The 21,524-nt window shown below is 41.3% G+C and carries 20 protein-coding genes; 12 read left to right on the top strand and 8 right to left on the bottom strand.

Translation table 11 applies throughout. From position 1 onward, the window contains the following. Positions 1-12 precede the first annotated feature (12 nt). Complete coding sequence (locus MKZ25_RS11735) at positions 13-642, bottom strand: heat-shock protein (RefSeq protein ID WP_340801660.1); 630 nt, start codon at positions 640-642, stop codon at positions 13-15. Between the two features lie 279 nt (positions 643-921). On the opposite strand from MKZ25_RS11735, the gene MKZ25_RS11730 reads away from it, so the two are divergent. Continuing rightward, entirely contained in the window at positions 922-1,707 is a 786-nt protein-coding gene (locus MKZ25_RS11730; RefSeq protein WP_340801658.1) for a copper amine oxidase N-terminal domain-containing protein, read from the top strand. Between the two features lie 110 nt (positions 1,708-1,817). On the opposite strand, the gene MKZ25_RS11725 is transcribed toward MKZ25_RS11730, so the two are convergent. From MKZ25_RS11725 to MKZ25_RS11710, 4 genes are all read right to left on the bottom strand, one after another. Then, the gene (locus tag MKZ25_RS11725; protein WP_340801656.1) at positions 1,818-2,393 is read right to left on the bottom strand and encodes a PepSY domain-containing protein; all 576 of its coding nucleotides are present in this window, start codon (positions 2,391-2,393) and stop codon (positions 1,818-1,820) included. A gap of 90 nt (positions 2,394-2,483) precedes the next feature. Further along, positions 2,484-3,035, bottom strand: coding sequence for a PepSY domain-containing protein (locus tag MKZ25_RS11720; RefSeq protein ID WP_340801655.1), 552 nt, complete (start codon positions 3,033-3,035; stop codon positions 2,484-2,486). Further along, positions 3,025-4,377 carry a sensor histidine kinase gene (locus MKZ25_RS11715; protein ID WP_340801654.1) on the bottom strand — a complete coding sequence of 451 codons (1,353 nt, stop codon included), beginning with the start codon at positions 4,375-4,377 and terminating at the stop codon, positions 3,025-3,027. The genes MKZ25_RS11720 and MKZ25_RS11715 overlap by 11 nt, the downstream gene beginning before the upstream one ends. Continuing rightward, positions 4,367-5,071, bottom strand: coding sequence for a response regulator transcription factor (locus tag MKZ25_RS11710; RefSeq protein WP_340801653.1), 705 nt, complete (start codon positions 5,069-5,071; stop codon positions 4,367-4,369). Before MKZ25_RS11710 ends, MKZ25_RS11715 begins: the two co-directional genes overlap by 11 nt. A gap of 162 nt (positions 5,072-5,233) precedes the next feature. Here MKZ25_RS11710 and MKZ25_RS11705 point away from each other — a divergent pair, with 162 nt between their 5' ends. Further along, on the top strand, positions 5,234-6,106 hold the full coding sequence (locus tag MKZ25_RS11705) for a CPBP family intramembrane glutamic endopeptidase (protein ID WP_340801652.1): 873 nt from the start codon (positions 5,234-5,236) through the stop codon (positions 6,104-6,106). Positions 6,107-6,494: 388 nt separating this feature from the next. On the opposite strand, the gene MKZ25_RS11700 is transcribed toward MKZ25_RS11705, so the two are convergent. The 3 genes from MKZ25_RS11700 to MKZ25_RS11690 all read right to left on the bottom strand — a co-directional run bounded on the left by MKZ25_RS11700 (position 6,495) and on the right by MKZ25_RS11690 (position 11,058). Then, complete coding sequence (locus MKZ25_RS11700) at positions 6,495-8,291, bottom strand: ABC transporter ATP-binding protein (RefSeq protein ID WP_340801651.1); 1,797 nt, start codon at positions 8,289-8,291, stop codon at positions 6,495-6,497. After that, a complete protein-coding gene (locus MKZ25_RS11695) occupies positions 8,291-10,006 on the bottom strand; it encodes an ABC transporter ATP-binding protein (protein WP_340801650.1) in 1,716 nt (571 codons plus the stop codon). Before MKZ25_RS11695 ends, MKZ25_RS11700 begins: the two co-directional genes overlap by 1 nt. Before the next feature lie 164 nt (positions 10,007-10,170). Continuing rightward, complete coding sequence (locus MKZ25_RS11690; protein ID WP_340803013.1) at positions 10,171-11,058, bottom strand: DUF1385 domain-containing protein; 888 nt, start codon at positions 11,056-11,058, stop codon at positions 10,171-10,173. A 229-nt stretch (positions 11,059-11,287) separates the two neighbouring features. Between MKZ25_RS11690 and MKZ25_RS11685 the strand changes: the two genes are divergently transcribed. The 10 genes from MKZ25_RS11685 to MKZ25_RS11640 all read left to right on the top strand — a co-directional run bounded on the left by MKZ25_RS11685 (position 11,288) and on the right by MKZ25_RS11640 (position 21,495). After that, positions 11,288-11,695, top strand: coding sequence for a DNA helicase (locus MKZ25_RS11685; RefSeq protein ID WP_340801649.1), 408 nt, complete (start codon positions 11,288-11,290; stop codon positions 11,693-11,695). A gap of 242 nt (positions 11,696-11,937) precedes the next feature. Beyond that, positions 11,938-12,996: a M24 family metallopeptidase gene (locus tag MKZ25_RS11680; protein WP_340801648.1), complete on the top strand. Its 1,059-nt coding sequence runs from the start codon at positions 11,938-11,940 to the stop codon at positions 12,994-12,996. A 17-nt stretch (positions 12,997-13,013) separates the two neighbouring features. Next, the gene (gene efp / locus MKZ25_RS11675) at positions 13,014-13,571 is read left to right on the top strand and encodes an elongation factor P (RefSeq protein WP_339171774.1); all 558 of its coding nucleotides are present in this window, start codon (positions 13,014-13,016) and stop codon (positions 13,569-13,571) included. A 509-nt stretch (positions 13,572-14,080) separates the two neighbouring features. Then, complete coding sequence (locus MKZ25_RS11670) at positions 14,081-15,301, top strand: M20 family metallopeptidase (RefSeq protein ID WP_340803011.1); 1,221 nt, start codon at positions 14,081-14,083, stop codon at positions 15,299-15,301. After that, on the top strand, positions 15,298-16,371 hold the full coding sequence (locus MKZ25_RS11665) for a tartrate dehydrogenase (RefSeq protein ID WP_340801647.1): 1,074 nt from the start codon (positions 15,298-15,300) through the stop codon (positions 16,369-16,371). The genes MKZ25_RS11670 and MKZ25_RS11665 overlap by 4 nt, the downstream gene beginning before the upstream one ends. 1 nt (position 16,372) lies before the next feature. Next, on the top strand, positions 16,373-17,089 hold the full coding sequence (locus tag MKZ25_RS11660; protein ID WP_340801646.1) for an SDR family NAD(P)-dependent oxidoreductase: 717 nt from the start codon (positions 16,373-16,375) through the stop codon (positions 17,087-17,089). A gap of 15 nt (positions 17,090-17,104) precedes the next feature. Further along, a complete protein-coding gene (locus MKZ25_RS11655; RefSeq protein ID WP_340801644.1) occupies positions 17,105-18,550 on the top strand; it encodes an aldehyde dehydrogenase family protein in 1,446 nt (481 codons plus the stop codon). Further along, positions 18,551-19,564 (top strand): ABC transporter ATP-binding protein, encoded by a 1,014-nt coding sequence (locus MKZ25_RS11650; protein ID WP_340801643.1) that lies wholly within the window; start codon positions 18,551-18,553, stop codon positions 19,562-19,564. After that, positions 19,554-20,540, top strand: a complete 987-nt coding sequence (locus MKZ25_RS11645; protein ID WP_340801642.1) for an ABC transporter ATP-binding protein — start codon at positions 19,554-19,556, stop codon at positions 20,538-20,540. The genes MKZ25_RS11650 and MKZ25_RS11645 overlap by 11 nt, the downstream gene beginning before the upstream one ends. After that, positions 20,533-21,495: a P1 family peptidase gene (locus MKZ25_RS11640; RefSeq protein ID WP_340801641.1), complete on the top strand. Its 963-nt coding sequence runs from the start codon at positions 20,533-20,535 to the stop codon at positions 21,493-21,495. Before MKZ25_RS11645 ends, MKZ25_RS11640 begins: the two co-directional genes overlap by 8 nt. Positions 21,496-21,524: the final 29 nt, after the last annotated feature.

Below are 21,524 nucleotides of genomic sequence, written 5' to 3'. Positions count from 1 at the left end.
GGTTGATTCCCCTCAATGTGTTGAATATGTACGATGTTGTTTTTGTTTTCGAATAAAAAAGTAAATTAGAATAAGCACCGCATAATACAGGATAAGTCCTAATACGGCCAAATAATTGTGATCAGTCATCATTCCGATAACGAGTAAAAAGAAAGTTACACTGAACAATCCTAAATAGATTCTTTTCGTAATCGTAAATTGGTATCGGCTCGCGATAATAAACAGAATACTATGTAATACAAAAAGGTATATCCACTCCCATTGTATGAAAAATTCTATATGGATCAGCAGATTCATCATACAAAAACCAATCGCGGCCAGTATGGAATCTTTTTCCTTTTTAAAGAAAAAACTAAGAAATACAAGGATACCGATTGTAAAGCCGATCGTATAAACATCAGGAAGAGACAAATAGAAGATGGAATTAATATCGGTCAAAGCTAGAATTGTTGCCAGTGTAATGACTATTGGTCTTAAGTTGAGCTTTAAAACAAGCACAATAAATAAAATAAATACAGCAAATGTCACAAGAGCTAAAGGCAGCTCCAGGTGTTCTACGCGTTGAGAGGCGACATAGAATAAATTGGAAATAAAAGCGAATAGTAAAAAGAGCAGGATGCTTTTCGAGTCATTGTTTTTCATAAAATTTCCCCAGTTCTGAAAGTGTGAAGAAGGCGTAAAAACAAAAACTATGCAAACCGCTAAGGAATTTGCATAGTTTTTACAAAAAAGTTGAATTGGTAAAACTAGACATGCCTCTACCTACATCTTACTGAAATTTGAAATATAAGTCTATTTAAAATTTTCCAGACATGTATAATAGTTTAGCGACATAGAAGCTGACCGACATGACAAGACAAATTGGCAGAATAATAATATAATATAATATGCTTATAATAATTAGAAAAAAGGTGAACCATGATGAAAAGGTACTTAAAGAATAGTTTAGTCTCGGCTGTAGCAATATTTACTTTATCTATGGCTGCAAATAATGTTTCAGCAAAAGAAGAGATTACCGTATACCATAACGCAGAAAAAGTAAGTTTTTATTCTGTTAAACCGATCATGGAAAATGGAAGAGTTTTAATTCCTATGAGGGATATTTTTGAAGAATTAGGTGCAACAGTGGATTGGAACAATTCTTCTAAAACGATTACTGCCAAAAAAGATGGAAAAACCATTCAATTAAAAATCGGTTCGAAAAAAGTCAGTGTCAACGAGCTAAGTGGATTGAAGTTAAACGAGACCATCGATGTCGCTCCTAAAATCTATCACTCAAAGACTATGGTTCCATTAAGATTTGTTAGTGAATCTTTAGGTGCTAGTGTTGATTGGGATAGGGAATATAAAACAGTTCTTATTAAAGATGACAATGAAAAAAATAATACTAATCCAAGTTTTAGTTTCGTTGAAAAAGATGGAAACTACGTTATTGAAAAGGATAATACTGTAATTGGAGCTCTTATTGATCAAGGAAGTAGTTATTCATTATATTTAGATGAATATTCAAACTTATTATCATTAAGTTATGCCGCAAAAGTAGCAAGAGATTACGGGTTTCCGATGAATGATTCGGAATTTATCAATATGGAAAGAAATAGTAAGTTGTTTGAGGAAACACCCAAAGTTTATGAATATGAAGGTGTTCAATATACTTCTTATATACAAGGAGCAATTAATACTTGGGTATTAAATTGGGAAAAATAAGATGTACATAGCTGTAATTTCATAGCAAAAGGCCATTTTTTCCTGAGAGGAAAATGGCCTTTTTAGGGTTTATGTCCCGTCCTGTCATTTCAATAAATTACATATAGTAATTAGTCATCAAAACGGTCATCGTCCAAATCTTCTTCGTACTTAATAATATCGCCTGTTTTTGCATCGATTTCAAAATCGTATTCCATTTTACCGTTACGGATTTCGATTTCATAAATCAGACGGTTATCATCTTCATCCAATTCGAGGCCCGTTACTGTACCTTTTGATTTCGCCTGAGCAATTTCAATTGCCTGTTCTTCAGTAATGATGGAAGAATTGTTCACTGAATCTGTTGCTTTTAATGCGCCATCTGTTTTTACTGTATTTTCCGCTTTCACGGTACGAATGTTTTCACGTTCTGTTACGACCGCTTTACCTGTACCTGCATTCACTTCAACTTCGATTTTTTCATTGTCTTTCACGATGTCGATTTCATAGTGTGGTGTGCGGTCATCGCTATCATATTCAAAACCGATAATTTCACCGTCCAATTGTTTTAACGCGATTTTCTTTGCTTCACCTGCTGAAATGCTTGGGTTGTTTTCGGCTTGCGCAAACAGATCAGACTGTGCAAATACAGCACCTCCACCAATTGCTACTAGTAATGCCGGGATTGCTAATAATTTTTTATTCATATTCACTCGCTCCTTTTCTTGTTTGTAATGTTAGTATAACGAGCGAATATGAAAACGGTCTGAGAGAATTATTAGAAATTGATGAGAAAACTAATCTTCAAATTCAATGATGATAATCTCGCCGGTAATGGCATGTACTTGAACGGTCACATCATCTTCCTGTTCAATCTCCACAAAATAAATGCCGCCTTCTGCATTTTTTACAAGCTCAACGGAATCGACTTCACCGGGCACTTCCTTTAAAGCAATGTCTACGGCTTGTTCTTTTGAAAGCAATGGCTTTGTAGCATTTTCCGCTGCCGGCTTATTTTCTGCGGCTTGATTTTCTTTTGGTGATTCCGGCTTCGTTTGCTCCTCGGCTAGCTTATTTTCATTTTTATGAATAAGCTTCAAATCGGTAAATTGACCGGTTACAGCATTTACATTCACTTCAAAAATCGAACCATCTTTATTGAAAGAGGCGACAAAATGCTCTTTTTCTTTCACCAATGTTTGGACTTCCGCATTATAAATATCTCTAATTTTCAATTCCAGTTCATTCGTGTTCAGTTCATGGGGTGTTGATAATTGCTTGACTGTCAGTGTAATGAAAAATCCGATGAGGATGACGGCGATGCATAGAATAATCCATTTAGCTTTCATGCTGTGCACCTCCTGAAAGTGGAACAATGAGTAAAACCGTCGTTCCTTTTCCTAGTTCGCTGTCGATGGAAACTTCGGCATTCAAACGATCGGCGAGTTCCTTTGCAATCGACAGACCAATGCCGGTGCCACCAGTTTTCCGGTTCCGGTCTTTATCAACCCGGTAAAATCGGTGGAATAAATTCGGGAGATCTTCCTCAGGAATTCCGACACCAAAATCCTGGATGGAAATGTGCAGATCATTTTTCACAGAGGCGTGGATCTTAATAACATCGTCACTGTATTTACGTGCATTATCGATAAATATAAAGAGCAGCTGTTTTAATTTTGCTTCATCCGTTGTAATTTCAACATCGGGTATGTTAATGAGAATCTCACGGTGATAGGCGGCTTTTATACTTTGCACAATCTGCTCGATAAAAGGCTGTAATGCAAATGTCGTCATATTGATTTTCGTCATTTCATTCGTTTTTGCCAGTGCGAGCATTTGTTCAATCATCGACTTCATGTTGGTTGTTTCTTTTAAAATGGCTTCCAGTGCTTCTTCCGTAATTTTTGCATCTTGTGTACCGCGGCGTTTTAACAGCTTCGTATAGCTTTCAATGACGGTTAACGGTGTTTTTAGTTCATGTGAGGCATTGCCGACAAATTGCTGCTGTTTGTCATGGGCATCTTCCAGCTGTGCCATCAAATGATTGTATGTCGCAGCCATTTGCGCAATTTCATCGTTTGATTGCTTGCGGACCGGAATTTGCTCATAGCTGGACTGCTGAATATTTTTTTCCATCGTCGTTGTCAGCTGCTGAACGGGTTTTACGATCAGTCGAACAAACAGCTGGCTCGCCAAATAAATCGGAATGAGTGCAACAAGTGTCATCAGCACTAATATGATTAATAGCCTGTTCATATTTTCGGTAATTGTCGGCAATGGCTGTATCAGTTTTGCCTCGGCAATTTCATCATTCGGTAAAATGAGTGGTGTAGCCAGCGCAATATGGGGAATATCATGTATCGTTTTTTCCGTATAATGCTGGGATGGATCAAGTTCATACTCAATTTGCTCGAATGTTTTCTGAAGCCTCTTCATTTGATTACCTGCACTGTCGTAAACGAAGATTGCTCCGTCAGTCGGGAGATATGCTCCGAAAATTGAATCGATTCCATCTGTTGTATCCAGTGCGCTAACGGCGGTCGTCAGTTCATTTGCCCGTGCCTGCAATTGTTCCGCCTCTGTTGAAAAGGCAAACTCTTTATATAAATAATAAATCCCTGTAAAACTGCCGATTAATATAACCGAAGTCAGCAACATGGAAAACAGATTTACTTTCGTATTAAGTTTCATTGGCCGCTTCCTTTAACACATAGCCGACACCGCGAACTGTATGCAGCAGTGACGGTAAATTCAGATTAACCTCCAGTTTTTGACGCAAATAACGTACATATACATCAACTACATTCGTATCCCCGTAATAGTCAAATCCCCAAACCGCATTCAGCAGCTGCTCACGTGACTGCACAAGTTTCGCGTGCTTCATAAAATGCAGCAGCAAGTCAAACTCACGGGGAGTCAAATCGATTTGCTGTGCTTGTCTTGTGACTTCGCGTGTTTGCTCATTTAATGATAAATCCTGAAATGTATGGACAAAAGATGAAGTTGGCTCGGGGGCAGATTTGTGTGAAAATCGCAATGCCACACGGATTCGTGCAAGGAGCTCATCGAATTCAAACGGTTTGGTTATATAGTCATTTGCCCCGTAATCAAGCCCTGTCACTTTATCTTCTATATTACTTTTAGCGGTCAGTAAAAGAACCGGAACAGTTTCGTTATGTTTGCGAATTCGCTTCAATACTTCCAAACCGTTCAGCTCCGGCAGCATCACATCAAGCAACACTAAATCATACTCGTCTTCATGAAATTTCAGCAGACCGTCCGTGCCGGTATGGGCGATCGCTGTTTCATAGCCTTCAAATCCCAGCTCCAGCTGTAATACACGTGCTATCTGCTGTTCATCTTCCACTATTAAAATTTTAGACATGCAAAACACCTACTTCTATCTGTTTTGTATCCATCGTATTGTAAAAGAGGCGGTATTGGCAATGGAGAAATGTTATTCGTTGAAAAATGATCGAAAAGGGGTAGCAATACTTGGGATAAAACTTCCATTTCGTGTTACTCTATGTACAGGGGGTGTGAAATAATGGATTATATTGAATTGAAAAATTTCAAGCTGCGCTATTTTATACTGTTTGCGATTGGTATATTCATAGCAAGTTTTATCTTGTTATTTATAACCGATCTTCCGGCCAGTGAAGAGTGGATTACATTTTTTGTATCGGTCAGCTGTTTAATGTACTTGGTGCATCAAACGAAAAAATGGAATTTCATATATAATGAACAGCCGATTCATACGACGATGACAAAAGGGCGCTGGGCAAAGTATTTATCGATTACAGCATGCTTCCAACTAATCACCGTTGTATTTACAGCAATTTTGTTAACGATTTTCTATCTTGTTTTTGAAGAGCATATACGGGAACTGTTTTCATTCTTTCCGATGATGGATTTGGAAGAGGTGCGGCCATCACTTCTTGTATACGTCCTGTTTTTTATTAATATTTGCATACTTGCACCGATTTATGAGGAATTGTTGTTCAGAGGGATTTTGCTTCGTCGTTTCACATTGAGATGGAGTCCGCAAAAGAGTATTATTGTTTCTTCTATTATATTTGGCATTATCCACCTCAACCCGATCAATGTCGTATTTGCTTTTGCATTAGGCTGTGTGCTTGGCTATGCCTACCTGAAAACAAAAAATATCGTCATACCAATGCTATTACATAGTTTTAATAATTTCCTGGCATATCTCCAGTTTGTTTATACGAATCGAACGGCCGAAATCGACTTACCGACAACAGAAGCTGCGCAGCAAGGGTTGCTGATAAATGTGGCGCTCTTTTTCATTTTGACGGCGGTCATTATCTTTTTACTCGTCAAATACTACAAAAACTTCCGTCAGTTAAAAAATCCGGCACCGAAGCTGGAGGAGCAAACGGATATCGAAATGGTGTAGCTGATAATGGATATTATTATCAGGCTAATATATAACTTAAAAATGCCCATTCTCTCTTAGAGAAAATGGGCATTTTGCTATGTATGAAAATTGATTTCCATTCCGGGACGCTTTCCGCGGGCGTGAGGCCAACAGGATGTTGGTCACAAAAGCGTTGCCACAGGAAGTGGCGTTCTTAGCTTTTGTTCCTAGTCTCAGGCGTCACGCTATTCCCGCAGGAAGCTTTGCTTGTAGCGAAAGGCGTAGCCGTCAGCTAGTGTTTTAACAGTGCGAAAGGTGAAACCGTCAGCACGAACACTCGCCCTCCATTCCAAACAATTTTCTTAATTCCGTTTATTAATTTTTTCCTTACTAGATATAAAATTTACTTCTGAATCCGAGTTTGAAATTACACGTTAAGCATTTGTCCGAACACGCCTTGGTTTTCAATTAGTTCCTGGCGTTTTCCTTGTTCGATGATTTTCCCTTGATTCAGGACAATGACATAGTCGACTTTGCGGATTGTATTCAGGCGGTGGGCGATGATAAAGCTCGTACGGTCCTCCATCAGCTTCTCGAGCGCTTCCTGAATATGCAGCTCCGTCACCGTATCGATACTGCTTGTCGCTTCATCCAATAATAAAATTTTCGGATCGGCCACAAAGGCGCGGGCGATCGATAACAGCTGTTTTTGTCCTTGAGAGATCTGGCTGCCGTCCGCACTTAAAATCGTATCGTATTTTTCCGGCAGCTTATCGATAAATGTGTGGGCATTCGCTTTTTTCGCGGCCTCATAAATTTCTTCATCGGTTGCATCGAGCTTTCCGTAGCGTATATTTTCTTTGATCGACATTTCAAACAGGAACGGATCCTGCAGGACAAATGCCATTTGACTGCGCAAGCTCGCCTTCGAAATCTCGTCAATTTCCATATCGTCAAATACAATTTTCCCGTCGGTTTTTTCATAAAGACCTGTCAACAGCTGCATGATCGTTGTTTTCCCGGCACCGGTCTGGCCGATCAGTGCAACCGACTGCCCGGATTTCACCTCAAAGGACACATTCGACAGGGTAGGGGAGGAAGCCTGTGCATCATACTGGAACGAAACATTTTGGAAACGAACATTCCCTAGCAGTTCCACATTTTCCCCATCAATTTCATCTTCTTTTTCATCCATGATCAGGAAAACACGTTCCGCCCCGGCCAATGCTGAAAGGACAGTGTTGAACTGGTTGGCCAGATCATTTAACGGACGGGTAAACTGTCGTGCATATTCCGTGAAAATAATAATCGTCCCGATTGAAATGTGACCGTAATAGGCAAATAAACCACCGGCCAGTGCAACAATCGCAAAGCTTAAACTGTTCAATGTGTTCATCACTTTCGGAATGAACCCGGAATACGTTAATGCCCAAAAACCGACTGTGCGAATGCGGGAATTTTTCTCGTCGAATTGACGCAGCATTTCCGTTTCCTGCGAAAAAGCTTTAACGACATGCTGACCGGTAATGGATTCTTCGATTAATCCGTTCATTTCCCCGATTGCGGCCTGCTGCTGTTTAAACAGCAGGCTTGTGCGCTTTGTAATCCAGCGCATCCCATAAAACATAAGCGGTACGATCAGCATTGTAATCAGTGTCAATAAAGGACTGAGCCAAAGCATAACCGCAACCGTACCTGTTAAGGTCAAAATACTTGAGACCACTTGGATAAAAGCACTGTTTAGTGTCGAGCTGATTGTTTCAATATCATTTGTCGCACGGCTCATCAATTCCCCGTGTTTTCGTTTATCGAAAAAGCGAAGAGGGAGCTTGAAAAAGTGACCATATAGCTGTGTACGAATTCGAAATACGGTTTGCTGGGCGATGCCGACCATCCAATAGTTCTGGAAATAGCTAGACAGACTGTAAAGAAAATATACGACCGCCAGTCCGTACAGCCAATAGGAAAGCTGACTAAGTGAACTGCCATCAATAAACTGGTCGATCAGCCGTCCGATAATGAATGGTCCGATCAACGCAAACGCTGAGCTTAACACGACAAGCAGCAGAACGATAAACAGGAGCATTTTCTGTTCGGCTACAAAATCGAAAATACGTTTCAATGTATACGTCCAGTTTTGGGCACGGTCACCTTTTTTCTTCTTGCCGCTTGCGTTTTTAATTTGTTCTTTTGAGATGATCGGTTCGTAGTTGAAAAACTTCATTAGGCAAGCACCTCCTGCTGAGAAGCAACAATTTTCGCATACAGATCGTTCGTCGCCATTAATTGTTCATGCGTGCCAAACCCATGTAGTCGGCCTTCATCAACAAGCAGTATACGATCGGCCGTTTGCGCTGTCTGAATTTTTTGGGTTACAACGAGCATTGTGATGGCCTCCTGATCGAGTGCCTCCCATAATTTTTGCTCTGTCGCGACATCGAGCGCTGAAGTACTGTCATCTAAAATAAGTAATGATGCCGGTTTTAACAGGGCACGGGCAATCGCAAGACGCTGTTTTTGACCACCGGATAAGTTAATCCCGCGCTGTCCGATCATTGTCTCATACTGTTCATCAAAACTTTCGATCGAGTGATGAATTTGCGCTTTTTTCGTCGCATCAATAATGTGCTCGATTGTTGCATCATTTTTACCCCATCGTAAATTGTCCGTAATCGTACCTGAAAACAGAAGGGATTGCTGCGGAACATAGGAAATCGAGCGACGTAACTGCTGCAATGGGATATCTTTTATATTTTGATCATTAATAAAGATATCACCACTGTTCGGTTCGTAAAAATGCTCAACCAATTGTAAAATAGTCGATTTCCCTGAACCGGTTGCGCCCATAATGGCAATTTTTTCGCCGCTTTCAATTGAAAATGACAAGTTTTGAAGTGTATACTGTTCCGTTGTCGGATAACGGAATGAGACATTTTCAAAGCGTATCGAGAAGTCTTTAAGGACAGGGGCATCATTTTTCTGCACTTCCTCTACGCCTTCCTCGACATTTAAAATTTCTTCAATACGCTCTGCAGACGCTTTGGCGCGGGCATAAGCAATAATGATAAATGAGAAAATAGAAAATGATGCCGTCATACGGAATGCATAGTTAATAATAGCGGCCAAGTCACCGGCAAGAATATCATTGTCACGGATCGCATCAGCACCAACCCAAATGACAAGCAGCAAACTGATATTCATTACAAACTGAAGAACAGGCAATGCAATTTCCATGACACGTGTCGCTTTGATCGTATCGAACTTCAAGTTTTCAGCAACGGATAAAAAGCGGCTTTCTTCATATTGACCACGCATATATGCTTTAATCAGTCGGACAGCCTGCAGTCCTTCCTGAAGCTGGCGGTTTACAAAATCAAGTCGCTGCTGTACTTGTGCGAACAGCTTAATCCCGACCGAGACCATCCAGACGAGGAAAATAAGCAGAAACGGAAAGCTGACACATAAAATGAGCGCAAGTTTCGCATTGATGACAAACGCCATAATAAGCGAACCAACCGTCATTAACGGGGCTTTCATCGCAATCCGCAGCATCATAAAGACGATATTCATCGTTTGTGTAACATCGCTTGTCAGGCGTGTTATTAGCCCGGAAGTAGGAAATGTCAGGTAGGTTGCCATCGTCAGTGATTGTATTTTACTGTACAATGCTTTACGAAGATCAAAACCGAAACTATGGGCGACATGCGCAGAGAAGAAGGAGTTGAGTACGCCGCTTATGAAAGAGAATAGGGCTAAAGCAAATAAACAGCCGCCCCAAAAAGCGACATTATGTAAATTTTCTTCAAGCAGTCCTTCATTGATCATCCTCGCCATAAAGAGGGGCTGGATTAAATCGCTCGATAGTTCCAACAGCATCAGTAAAAAGGCGATTGCTGCAGGCCATTTATAGCGCCTCATAAATCGAAAAATCGTTTTCATTTGTTAACTCCTTATAATGAATTCACTGAATTTTAACTCTATTATGCCACTTCATCAATCGGAACTCAATGAAAATATTTCGAGACTCTAAATATATTGGCGGCAACAAAAAGGGGAGTTATCGTAAAAGTGAATTCCTTTTACGTAACTCCCCGAATCTTCAATTAATCATGTACTAATGTTTGGGCAACAGCCGGATTTTTCTCCACTTCATGCAGCTTGTTGAAAGATGCGATTGCCACTTCCACCATCTCGTCTTTTGGCTCTTTTGTTGTTAACAGTTGCAGCCATAATCCAGGATAGCCCAAGTAACGTAAAACCGGAATTTCACGAACGGCATTTGTCGCCTGTAATACTTCAAAAGAAATACCGATGACAACCGGAATTAATAAAATGCGGCTTACAAGACGTACCCAAAGCGGATCTACAGGTACGAAGAAATATGTAAACATACCTACAATTACGGTAAATAAAATAAAGCTTGAACCGCAACGATAATGAAGACGTGATTGTTTTTGAACATTTTCGACCGTTAAGTCAAGACCTGCTTCATAGCAGTTAATTACTTTATGTTCGGCACCATGATACTGGAAGACGCGTTTAATTAATGGCGTCATTGAAATAATCTGCAAATAGGCAAGCAGTAAAATTAATTTAAAGCCGGTTTCGATAAAAATCTGAACCATCTTTCCCGGGAACCAAGGTTTTAAAAATTCTGCCAAAAACATCGGCACCAATGTAAAAACAAATTTACCGAATAAAAATGAAAGTACACCAATAACGGCTACTCCTAAAATCATCATTAGCTTTGACGGCTCTTCACCACTGTTTTCCTCTTCTTCACCTGGTGTAACGTCATAACGGTCAGAAGCAAATTGCAGATGACGAGACCCAAAACCCGCCGATTCGATTAATGCGACAACCCCGCGTACGAATGGGATTTTCTTCAGCTTTTGAAAAACAGGCTTTTTCTCTTTTTTAACATGAAAATAATCGATGGAATCGTCATTTCGACGGATTGCCGTTACCATATGATCCTGACCGGTGAACATAACACCTTCTAAAAGCGCTTGCCCACCATATACTGGCGCATTATTACTCACTTGCTCGACACCACTCTCTTATAAAATTTCAATCTATTTTTAGGAAGGAGAATGGAATCTATCCATCTCTTTTCTTTGTTATACCCTCATATTGTACTAAATTTTGGAGAAAAGCACTATCCATTCGAATAGTTTTTTTACAAAGGGTCATACTGAGTCAAAAAAAGGGGTTTTTGTCATGCATTTGTTTGTCACGTCATTATTCACATCATTTATTGTGACAGCAAGCTTAAAAGGCTTGCACTTATTTGATTTTATACAATGGCATCCTGTTTCATTTCTGAAAAAATTGGAATGGTTCGAATGGACGGCATTCGAGCGGTGGGTCATTTTATTTCTTATTATCGCCATTGTTGTGTTTATATTGCTCGTTGTAACACAGCTGCTCGTTATGGTACCGCCTTTTTTACTCTCTGTTATTTTAGGAGTTGCTATCGCCTCAATACTGGAGTGGCAAATTTTAAATCTACCTATTGAATGGGCATCATTCAAAAAATTCTCCATTCCATTTTTCGTTGTAGTAGTAACTTCGATGCGCTTAATCGTCGAAACGGCCAGATACCGTACCATCGCATTATTTCGTTAGTCGAAAGTATTGATGTCTGAAAAGTCTGTGATAAAATAGGGACAGTATAAAAAAGAAGCGTACACGATGAAGCTGCTTATATTAAAGTCCCTTTTTTAACACATTGCAAAGTGATGGAAGGTGCTGTAAAAATAGGAGTTTTTACTTCGCGTACCGCCAAAGACGCCGGCCAAATTTGCAGATTCGGCAATTAAATGACAAGCTGCAAGTTTTTACAACAAACAAAAGGGGAATGAAAACAGATGAAACTTACTAAACTACGTCAAGCACTGATCGAGAACAATGTCGAAGCAATACTCATAACAAATGAATACAACCGCCGTTATATGACTGGCTTCACTGGTACGTCCGGTGTTGCAGTTGTTTCCCAGCAGGATGCAGTATTTATTACAGATTTCCGCTATACGGAACAAGCATCAGAGCAAGTAAAGGAATTCCGTGTCGTTCAGCATAGCGGTCCGATCCATGAAGAAGTGGCAAAACAAGTGGCGGCAATGGGTGTAAAATCATTGGCATTTGAAAAGGATGCCATGCAGTATGGTACATATGAAGTATACAATTCGGCAGTGAATGTTGATTTCGTGCCAGTTTCAGGTTTAATTGAAAAAATTCGCTTGATTAAGACCGAAGAAGAGATTAATATTATTAAGGTTGCATGTGAAATTGCAGACAATGCATTTACACATATTTTAAATTTCATCAAGCCTGGCATTACAGAGCTTGACGTATCGAATGAATTAGAATTTTTCATGCGTAAACAAGGTGCTGCAAGTTCTTCGTTCGATATTATTGTTGCAAGCGGATTACGCTCTGCATTGCCGCACGGTGTTGCGACAAACAAAATTATTGAAACGGGCGATTTTGTAACACTTGATTTTGGTGCTTACTATAATGGTTACATTTCGGACATTACACGTACAATCGCTGTAGGCCAACCATCAGAGAAGTTGGTAGAAATGTACAATGCTGTGCTCGAGTCTCAGCTTCTTGCGCTTGAAAAAGTTGGTCCGGGTATGACAGGGATCGAAGCGGATGCTGTAGCACGAGATTATTTAAAATCAAAAGGCTTAGGCGAAGCATTCGGTCACTCGACTGGTCACGGTATCGGCCTTGAAGTACATGAAGGACCTGGGTTATCATTCCGTTCCAATACAGTGCTGGAGCCTAATATGGTTGTAACAATTGAACCGGGAGTATACATTCCTGGAATTGGTGGCGTTCGAATTGAGGACGATATTTTAATCACAAAAACGGGTAATGAAGTACTAACACATTCGACTAAAGAATTAATCATTTTATAATTTGGAGGAAATAACTCATGATCTCAGTAAACGATTTCCGTACAGGTTTAACAATTATCGTTGACGGTAACTTATTCCGCGTACTAGAATTCCAACACGTAAAACCAGGTAAAGGTGCTGCATTCGTACGTTCTAAATTACGTAACCTACGTAACGGCAACGTAACAGAAAAGACTTTCCGTGCTGGTGAAAAAGTAGAAAAAGCAATGATCGAAAACCGAAAAATGCAATATTTATATGCACAAGGTGACGAGCACGTATTCATGGACTTAGAGTCATATGACCAAACAACTTTAGCTGCTGCTCAAATCGAAGACGAACTTTACTACTTGTTAGAGAACATGGAAGTTCATATCCAAACATATGCAGGTGAAATGTTAGGTCTTGAATTACCAAACACTGTAACTTTAGAAGTTGCTGAAACAGAGCCAGGTATTAAAGGCGATACAGCTTCAGGCGGTTCAAAACCAGCTAAAATGGAAACAGGATTAATGGTAAACGTACCATTCTTCGTGAACCAAGGCGACAAATTAATCATCAACACTACTGAAGGCACATACGTTTCACGCGCATAATCTTTCGTACAAAAATAAAAAACATGCTGGGGCAATTGCTTCAGCATGTTTTTTTGCGTTCAGATGCCAAATGGAAGTAACTCTATAACAAAGTAGAGTGCGAAGGGTGAGTCACTGACACACTTGTTTAAGCGAGTGTAGTAGCGGAGCGAAAGGGCGGACTCCTTGGCGATTAAGCGTGCGTGCAAAAGTCAGTTGGAGCCACGCCGCCCGGAAAGCCTGCCCCGGAGCGCAGTACAACGGACCCATGCTTCAAAACACCTCTCTTCAAAGCGTATAAAGACCCGTAGCAGAACAGAACGGACTCCATTAGAAAAGCGTTTTGATCTTGTCATCTCCAACTTATAGTTATGATTTATGAAATCCACATAGTTGCCATTTTATAGAAAATGTCTTTTTTATAAAGGAATAATTTTAGGAATGTCAAATATAAAAGAGATAAGCAATACTTGAAGAAATCTGATTTTAAATTTCAGAAAATTCGGAAAAGGGGTGTTTGTAGGGTGGATATGAAACAAACTTCAACGTATGTCCGGGATAGAGAAACAGTCATTGCGTTGACGCAAAAGCTAGTACAGATTGAAAGTGTTTTTCGAAATGATGGCAAAGGTAATGAACAGGCAGTAGCCAATTACGTTGCTGAGTATTTACGGAATTTAAATTTAGGCATTGAAGTACACATGGAAGAAGTAGTATCAGGAAGACCGAATGTCATTGGAATTATTGATTCTAACAGACCTGGTAAAACCCTTTTGTTTGAAGGCCATACAGACGTTGTTACAGAAGGAAACCGCGATGTCTGGGCATATGACCCGTTTGGTGCTGAAATCGTTGATGGGCGCATGTATGGTCGTGGGACAAATGATACAAAAGGGAATTTAGCATGTATGATTACGGCTGTGCAGTCCATCTTGCTAGATCAAGAGAGCTTTACAGGTAAAATTATTTTATGCATACCATGTGATGAGGAAGGACTTATGCTTGGGATAAAACACTTTATTGCACAGGGCTGGGCAGATGGGGTAGATGGGGCGATTATTTGTGAGCCTGAAGAAAACCAAGTATGCATTGCACAACGTGGAGCAATACGCCTGCGTGTTGATATTTATGGAAAAATGGCCCATGGCGCGATTTCGTGGAGCGGTATTAATCCAAACTGGCGCATGGCACGCTTTATTACGGAAATGGAGAAACTGGAAAAGGAAGAGCAGGAGCGTTTAGGAGAGGATCCATTTCTGAAATGGCCTTCGATTACTCCGACAATTTTACAAGCGCCTGTAGTTGGCGATGCTCAGATTAATGTGATACCGGATCAATGTATGACGACGCTTGATATCCGAACTGTTCCAGCACAAAATCATGATGAGCTTCTAGCTAAAATTGAAGCGGTTATTGCCCGTATGAAGGAGTCCGACCCGGATTTCAAAGTGGAACTGACTGTACTGGATAATCGACCGGCCACATATACAGAACGAACAAATCCGGTCGTTGAAGCCGTGCATTATGCAGTAAAACATGTACTTGAAAAGGAGCCGATCTATAATGGTGTACCTGGAGCGACAGATGGAACATTTTTACATGTGCATGGAATTCCGATTGTAACCATTGGTGCAGGTGACAGAGACATACCCCATCAAATAGATGAATATGTAGATATAGAAGAATTGGCTGAAACAACAGCAATTTACAGAAAAGCTGCATTGTTATTTTTGGCAGGTGATGATCTATGAAAATTGCTGTCATTCCAGGAGATGGCATTGGGCCGGAAGTGATGGAGCAGGCGTTAAGAGTACTGGAAACTTTGCAGGAACTTGAGCCAGCACTTGAAATCGAGACAATGACATTTCAATGGAATTCTGACTACTACTTACGAACGGGGCGCATGATGCCGGAAGATGGTCTTGAAACGCTGGCCCAATATGATGCCATCTTATTTGGTGCCATTGGTGATGCGCGCGTACCGGACGATGTGACCGTTTGGGAGCTTATTATGCCTATCCGTAAACAATTTCAGCAATATGTCAATTTCCGACCAGTAAAATCGCTTCCAGGTATTGCTTCACCGCTTGCAACAAAAGAAGCGATTGATTTCGTTATTTTCCGAGAAAATACGGAAGGTGAATATTCTAATAGCGGCGGCAGGCTATACGGTGGTACAGAGCATGAACTTGCCATACAAAATACGGTGATGACGAAAGTAGGCATTGATAATATTGTGAGCGCGGCATGCGATTATGCACTGAAATATAAAAAATCAACGGTAACAAGTGCAACAAAATCAAATGCAGTCATCCATACAATGAAATTCTGGGATGCGATTGTTAAGGAAACGATGAGCCGCTACCCGCAATTGCAACTAAAAAGCTATTATATCGATGCGCTAGTTGCTTACTTCATAGAGCGCCCGGAGGAATTCGAGGTAGTGGTGGCTTCTAATCTATTTGGTGATATTTTATCTGACTTAGGATCGGCCGTTATCGGAGGGCTGGGACTTTCCCCGTCAGGTAATATTAATCCAAATCGAGACTATCCCTCAATGTTTGAGCCTGTCCACGGTTCAGCTCCTGATATTGCCGGGCGTGGCATCGCGAATCCTATTGCTCAAATTTGGTCGCTTGCATTACTTCTCGGACATACAGGACGCCCTGATTTAGAACAGCTGATCGTGCGGGCGATTGAGCAAGTGTTGGCGAAAAGCGAAGTGAAAACAGCAGATATTGGAGGGAATGCAACGACAGAGCAAATGGGTGAAGCAATTTGTAACGCATTAAAAAGCTGTTATGAAATGAGAGGTGTATAACATGAAAACGGTAATTGTAACAGGTGCTGCCGGGGGTATGGGCCAAAAAATTGTTCAACAGCTGTTAGAGGAAAATTATGAAATAGTCGGACTTGATTTAGCAACAGATCATCCATTCGATCACCCGAATTTCCATTATCAACGATGCGATGTAACAGATGAGCAGACGATTTTAAAAATTGTCGAATCACTTTCAAATGTATACGGACTTATTAATGTACATGGCATAGCACAAGCCGCTACACCGATTGAAGAGGTAACGGCCGATTACTGGGATAAGTTGATGAATGTAAATGTTAAAAGTTTATTTTTATTAGCAAAAGCGGTTGTTCCAAAAATGAAGAGAGCGAACGATGGCGTCATTATAAATATTGCTTCGATTTCTGCTGTACGCCCGAGACCGGGACTTCAAGCATATATTGCTTCAAAAGGTGCGGCTGAAAGCTTTTCCAGAGCGATGGCCATTGAATTAGCTCCATATAATGTGCGTGTCAATACAATTCATCCCGGACCGGCCAACACGTCAATGCTTGGACAATTTGCGGCAGCAGATTCTGATGTAGAGCAGGCGAAGGCACAAATTTTCGCTTCCTCCGTTCCGCTCGGTCGATTAATCGAACCGCAAGATATCGCTAATGCGGTGCGTTTTTTATTGCAAGAGCAATCGAATATTATTACGGGAACGACGCTTCATGTCGATGGCGGGCGCGGCTTATAGAAAGGTGGACAAACGATGGAACATATTCCGATGTGTATTAATGGTGAATGGATTGAGGGAGAAGACAAAATTACGGTTTATAACCCATCTACTGGGAAGCCGCTCGTAACAGTTGCCAATGCAACGAATGAACAAATTGATGATGCTGTCCGTCATGCAAACGCAGCATTTGAAAGTGAGGAATGGCGTAAGATAAAGCCATTTGAACGTGGGCAACTATTAGTGGAACTTGCTCAGTTTATTCGTCAAAACGCTGAACATTTGGCGGAATTGGAAAGTTTGGACGTCGGGAAACCAATACAACAAGCTCGTGGCGATGTGGAGGCAGCTGCACGTTACTTTGAGTTTTACGGTGGTGCGGCAGATAAAGTGATGGGTGACACGATTCCGATAGAAGACGGTATTTTTAATGCGGTCGTATTGGAGCCTATTGGTGTGACGGTACATATTGTGCCTTGGAATTATCCGATTCAAATTACGTCACGCAGTGTTGCAGCGGCAATCGCGACAGGTAACGCGGTAATAATTAAGAGTGCGGAAGATACACCTTTAACGACACACGAATTGGTAAAATGGCTAAATGCGCGCCTTCCGAAAGGTATTATTCAGCATGTGACCGGGCTTGGTAAAGATGTAGGGGCTTATTTATCGAGTCATCCGGGGATTCACCAAATAACATTTACCGGCTCTGTACCTACAGGCAGTAGTGTCATGCAGGCAGCCGCAAAAAATATAGTACCCGTAACGTTAGAGCTTGGTGGAAAGTCACCGAATATTGTTTTTGCAGATGCAAATGAGGAGCTTGCACTTGAAGGAGTTATGCGTGCGATTATTCAAAATGCAGGGCAAACATGTTCTGCAGGTGCACGCTTATTGATTGAAAAATCATATAAAGATACATTTTGTACGAAACTTGTTGAACGTTTCAAACAGATCCGTATTGGGGCTGGAGAGCAAGATTTAGACATGGGCCCCCTGTTAAATGCAAACCAATTTCAAAAAATCACGGGTTTGCTGAAACTTGCCCAGCGTGACGGTGAAGTGTTAATTGGCGGCAACCCTTTACGTGTAGAAAATTATGAGGACGGTTATTATGTGGAGCCGACAATTGTAGACGGGCTTGATGTAACACATCCGCTCGCTGTTGAAGAAATTTTTGGGCCTGTATTAACTGTTTTTACATTCGAAACAGTAGAGAATGCGATACAGCTCGCCAACAGTACAGATTACGGGCTCGTTGCCGGTGTATGGACACGCGATATTGACGTCGCGCATTTTATGGCCAGCCGTATAAAGGCCGGTCAAGTATTTATCAATAACTACGGTGCAGCGGGCGGTATCCAAATGCCGTTCGGCGGCTATAAAAAGAGTGGAATCGGACGAGAAAAAGGACTTGTAGCAATGCGTAACTATACGCAAATGAAAAATATTGCGATTCGCTACAACATTCAAGGGAGGTAATTGCTGATGACCGAGGAAAAAAAGGCTGTATTACAAGTCGATAATTTATCGATAGCATTTGATATGGCAAACGGTAAGCAAACGAATGTTGTCGAAGCGGTTAGCTTTCAAGTGTTCGAGGGGGAAACGCTGGCACTTGTAGGTGAATCCGGCAGTGGTAAAAGTGTGACATCACTTGCGATTATGCGCCTTTTACAGATGCCGCCAGCCTGTATTACATCCGGAAAAATTTTATTGAACGGTAAAGATTTACTGCAAATGAAGCTGGATGATATGAGCAGTGTTCGCGGGAATGAAATGTCGATGATTTTTCAGGAACCGATGACGTCTCTGGACCCGGTCTTCAAAATCAGCAGTCAACTCATTGAGGGAATCCGCCGCCATCAACAATTGGATAAAAAGCAGGCATTTGCTATTGCACTATCGATGCTGAAGGAAGTCGGCATAGCGAATGCCGAAAAAGTTATTCATGAATATCCGCACCAGTTATCAGGCGGTATGAGGCAGCGCGTTATGATTGCGATGGCAATGGCCAACAATCCGAAACTTCTGTTGGCGGATGAACCGACAACTGCACTCGATGTAACAGTCCAGGCGCAAATTTTACAGTTAATGTTGAAAATGAAAGAAGAACACGGCTCATCCATTTTATTTATTACACATGATATGGGCGTAGTAGCAGAAACAGCAGATCGGGTGATGGTCATGTATGCAGGTCAAATTGTTGAATCGGGACCTGTAGAACAAATATTTACTGATCCGAAACATCCGTATACGAAAGCACTGCTGCAAACGATGCCATCACTTGCAACAAATGAGCGAAGATTACCTACTATTCCAGGCACCGTCCCGTCTCCTTCAAACTTCTCGGCAGGCTGTCGCTTTACCCCTCGTTGTCAGCATGCGATGGATATTTGTGATCGCACAATACCAACTGAACGCAGTTTTGAAGATGGTCAGATCGTTCGCTGTCATTTATATAAAGAAAAGGAGGTTGCTGCTCATGACGCGTGAAATATTAATTGAAGTAAAAAATTTAAAAACACATTTTAGTGTAAAACGAAAAACATTGAAGGAGAAGAAAAAGGTAGTCAAGGCTGTTGATAATATTTCACTTGTTATTTATAAAGGGGAGACACTCGGTGTAGTAGGAGAATCCGGCTCCGGTAAATCGACTCTGGGGCGCACGATATTAAAGCTGACAGAGCCGACGAGCGGTGAAATTTATTTCCGCAATACCCCCATTACAAAACTAAAAGGAAGCGAGTTGCAAAAACACCGGAACGCGATGCAGATGGTATTCCAAGATCCGTTCTCATCTCTTAATCCTCGCATGCGTATCGGTGATATTTTGCAAGAGCCGATGAAGCTTCAATTATCGATGTCAAAAGAGGATCGTCAAAAACGCGTGCTAACATTGCTGGAAAAAGTAGGGTTGCGTGCAGATGCAGTAGAAAAGTTTCCGCATGAATTTTCAGGTGGACAGCGCCAACGTATTGGAATTGCGAGAGCACTTGCGATTAATCCGGCTTTTATTATTGGGGATGAGCCTGTTTCTGCACTCGATGTATCGGTCCAGTCACAAGTCCTGAACTTGATGATGGACTTGCAGGAAGAATTTAATCTAACCTATTTATTTATTTCTCATGACCTCAGTGTTGTTAAGCATATAAGTGACCGGGTAGCAGTGATGTATTTGGGTAATATCGTAGAAATCGGTGAAAAGGAAAATATATTTGCTGCACCAAGGCATCCTTATACACAGGCGTTGCTCCAAGCAATACCAGTCGTAGATTTCACAAAAAGACGAGAGGTGATTCCGTTAAAGGGAGATCTGCCGAATCCGATGAATCCGCCCATCGGTTGTGTGTTCCATACACGATGTCCACACGTTATGCCTCAATGCCGGGAAAAAAAGCCGCTTCTTAAAGGTACAGATGCGCAGCAAGTCGCTTGTTTCTTATACGAGGAGGAGGTAATGAATGCATAACAATATAACGGATGTAGCAGGAATTACAGTAGGACACGCCGTTGATAAACAAGGTGTGACGGGCTGCACGGTTATCGTATCGAAAGATGGGGCGGTATGTGGAGTTGATGTGCGTGGTTCTGCACCTGGTACGCGTGAGACCGATGCGCTTGATCCTATTAATGGAGTAGAAAAAGTACATGCCATTACATTGGCTGGCGGCAGCGCATTTGGATTGGAAGCCGCTTCAGGTGTAATGAAATATTTGGCTGAGCAGCAAATTGGTTTATTTGTTGAAGTTGCAACTGTACCGATTGTACCAGGCGCGGTTATTTTTGACTTATTGATTGGAAGCCCCACTGCATATGCGACAAAAGAAATGGGCTATGAAGCGGCACACAATGCGATGACTGGTCCTTTTGAAAACGGCAATGTTGGTGTTGGCTATGGAGCGACTGTCGGGAAAGTGGCAGGTATCGAACACTTTATGAAGGGGGGACTTGGCTCGAGCTCTATACAAGGTACCGAAGATTTAGTTGTGGGTGCAATTGTAGCAGTTAATGCTGTTGGTGATGTAAGGGAGCCTGCAACACATGAAATCATAGCAGGCAGTCGTAATCATGCGACAGGTGAATGGCTGGATAGCTGCGCTTTAATAAAGCAATATGCAAATGTCCATACAACGCCAGGTGCCAATACGACAATTGGTGCAATTGCCATTAACGCTAAATTGACAAAAGCAGAAGCGAAAAAGCTTGCGCAGCTGACGCATAATGCACTTGCGCATACGATTTATCCAGTGCATACAATGTTTGATGGAGATACAATTTTTGTACTTGGGACTGGAGAGAAAAGGTATCAACTTGATTATTTAGGACAGCTTGCTATAGAAGCAATGGAGCAGGCGATTGTTCGTGCAGTAAAAGATGCGAAGCGTTTGGCGAATGTTGAAAGTTATGAAAGTATCCGAATATAGGGGGAGTTCTATTGAAAAAGTATGCTCTA

Source organism: Solibacillus sp. FSL W7-1464, assembly GCF_038004425.1.
Taxonomy (GTDB): Bacteria; Bacillota; Bacilli; order Bacillales_A; family Planococcaceae; genus Solibacillus.
Note: the sequence above shows the minus strand (reverse complement) of the source record. Positions and strands in the feature narration are given on the sequence as shown.

Excerpts from the sequence above, each read along its gene's own strand:
- MKZ25_RS11655 (WP_340801644.1), top strand. The coding sequence starts at position 17,105 with ATGGAACATATTCCGATGTGTATTAATGGTGAATGGATTGAGGGAGAA.
- MKZ25_RS11735 (WP_340801660.1), bottom strand. The coding sequence starts at position 642 with ATGAAAAACAATGACTCGAAAAGCATCCTGCTCTTTTTACTATTCGCT.
- MKZ25_RS11670 (WP_340803011.1), top strand. The coding sequence starts at position 14,081 with ATGAAACAAACTTCAACGTATGTCCGGGATAGAGAAACAGTCATTGCG.
- MKZ25_RS11690 (WP_340803013.1), bottom strand. The coding sequence starts at position 11,058 with ATGTTCACCGGTCAGGATCATATGGTAACGGCAATCCGTCGAAATGAC.
- MKZ25_RS11680 (WP_340801648.1), top strand. The coding sequence starts at position 11,938 with ATGAAACTTACTAAACTACGTCAAGCACTGATCGAGAACAATGTCGAA.
- MKZ25_RS11700 (WP_340801651.1), bottom strand. The coding sequence starts at position 8,291 with ATGAAGTTTTTCAACTACGAACCGATCATCTCAAAAGAACAAATTAAA.
- MKZ25_RS11730 (WP_340801658.1), top strand. The coding sequence starts at position 922 with ATGAAAAGGTACTTAAAGAATAGTTTAGTCTCGGCTGTAGCAATATTT.
- MKZ25_RS11665 (WP_340801647.1), top strand. The coding sequence starts at position 15,298 with ATGAAAATTGCTGTCATTCCAGGAGATGGCATTGGGCCGGAAGTGATG.
- MKZ25_RS11660 (WP_340801646.1), top strand. The coding sequence starts at position 16,373 with ATGAAAACGGTAATTGTAACAGGTGCTGCCGGGGGTATGGGCCAAAAA.
- MKZ25_RS11725 (WP_340801656.1), bottom strand. The coding sequence starts at position 2,393 with ATGAATAAAAAATTATTAGCAATCCCGGCATTACTAGTAGCAATTGGT.
- MKZ25_RS11705 (WP_340801652.1), top strand. The coding sequence starts at position 5,234 with ATGGATTATATTGAATTGAAAAATTTCAAGCTGCGCTATTTTATACTG.
- MKZ25_RS11710 (WP_340801653.1), bottom strand. The coding sequence starts at position 5,071 with ATGTCTAAAATTTTAATAGTGGAAGATGAACAGCAGATAGCACGTGTA.
- MKZ25_RS11640 (WP_340801641.1), top strand. The coding sequence starts at position 20,533 with ATGCATAACAATATAACGGATGTAGCAGGAATTACAGTAGGACACGCC.
- MKZ25_RS11720 (WP_340801655.1), bottom strand. The coding sequence starts at position 3,035 with ATGAAAGCTAAATGGATTATTCTATGCATCGCCGTCATCCTCATCGGA.
- efp (WP_339171774.1), top strand. The coding sequence starts at position 13,014 with ATGATCTCAGTAAACGATTTCCGTACAGGTTTAACAATTATCGTTGAC.
- MKZ25_RS11685 (WP_340801649.1), top strand. The coding sequence starts at position 11,288 with ATGCATTTGTTTGTCACGTCATTATTCACATCATTTATTGTGACAGCA.
- MKZ25_RS11645 (WP_340801642.1), top strand. The coding sequence starts at position 19,554 with ATGACGCGTGAAATATTAATTGAAGTAAAAAATTTAAAAACACATTTT.
- MKZ25_RS11715 (WP_340801654.1), bottom strand. The coding sequence starts at position 4,377 with ATGAAACTTAATACGAAAGTAAATCTGTTTTCCATGTTGCTGACTTCG.
- MKZ25_RS11695 (WP_340801650.1), bottom strand. The coding sequence starts at position 10,006 with ATGAAAACGATTTTTCGATTTATGAGGCGCTATAAATGGCCTGCAGCA.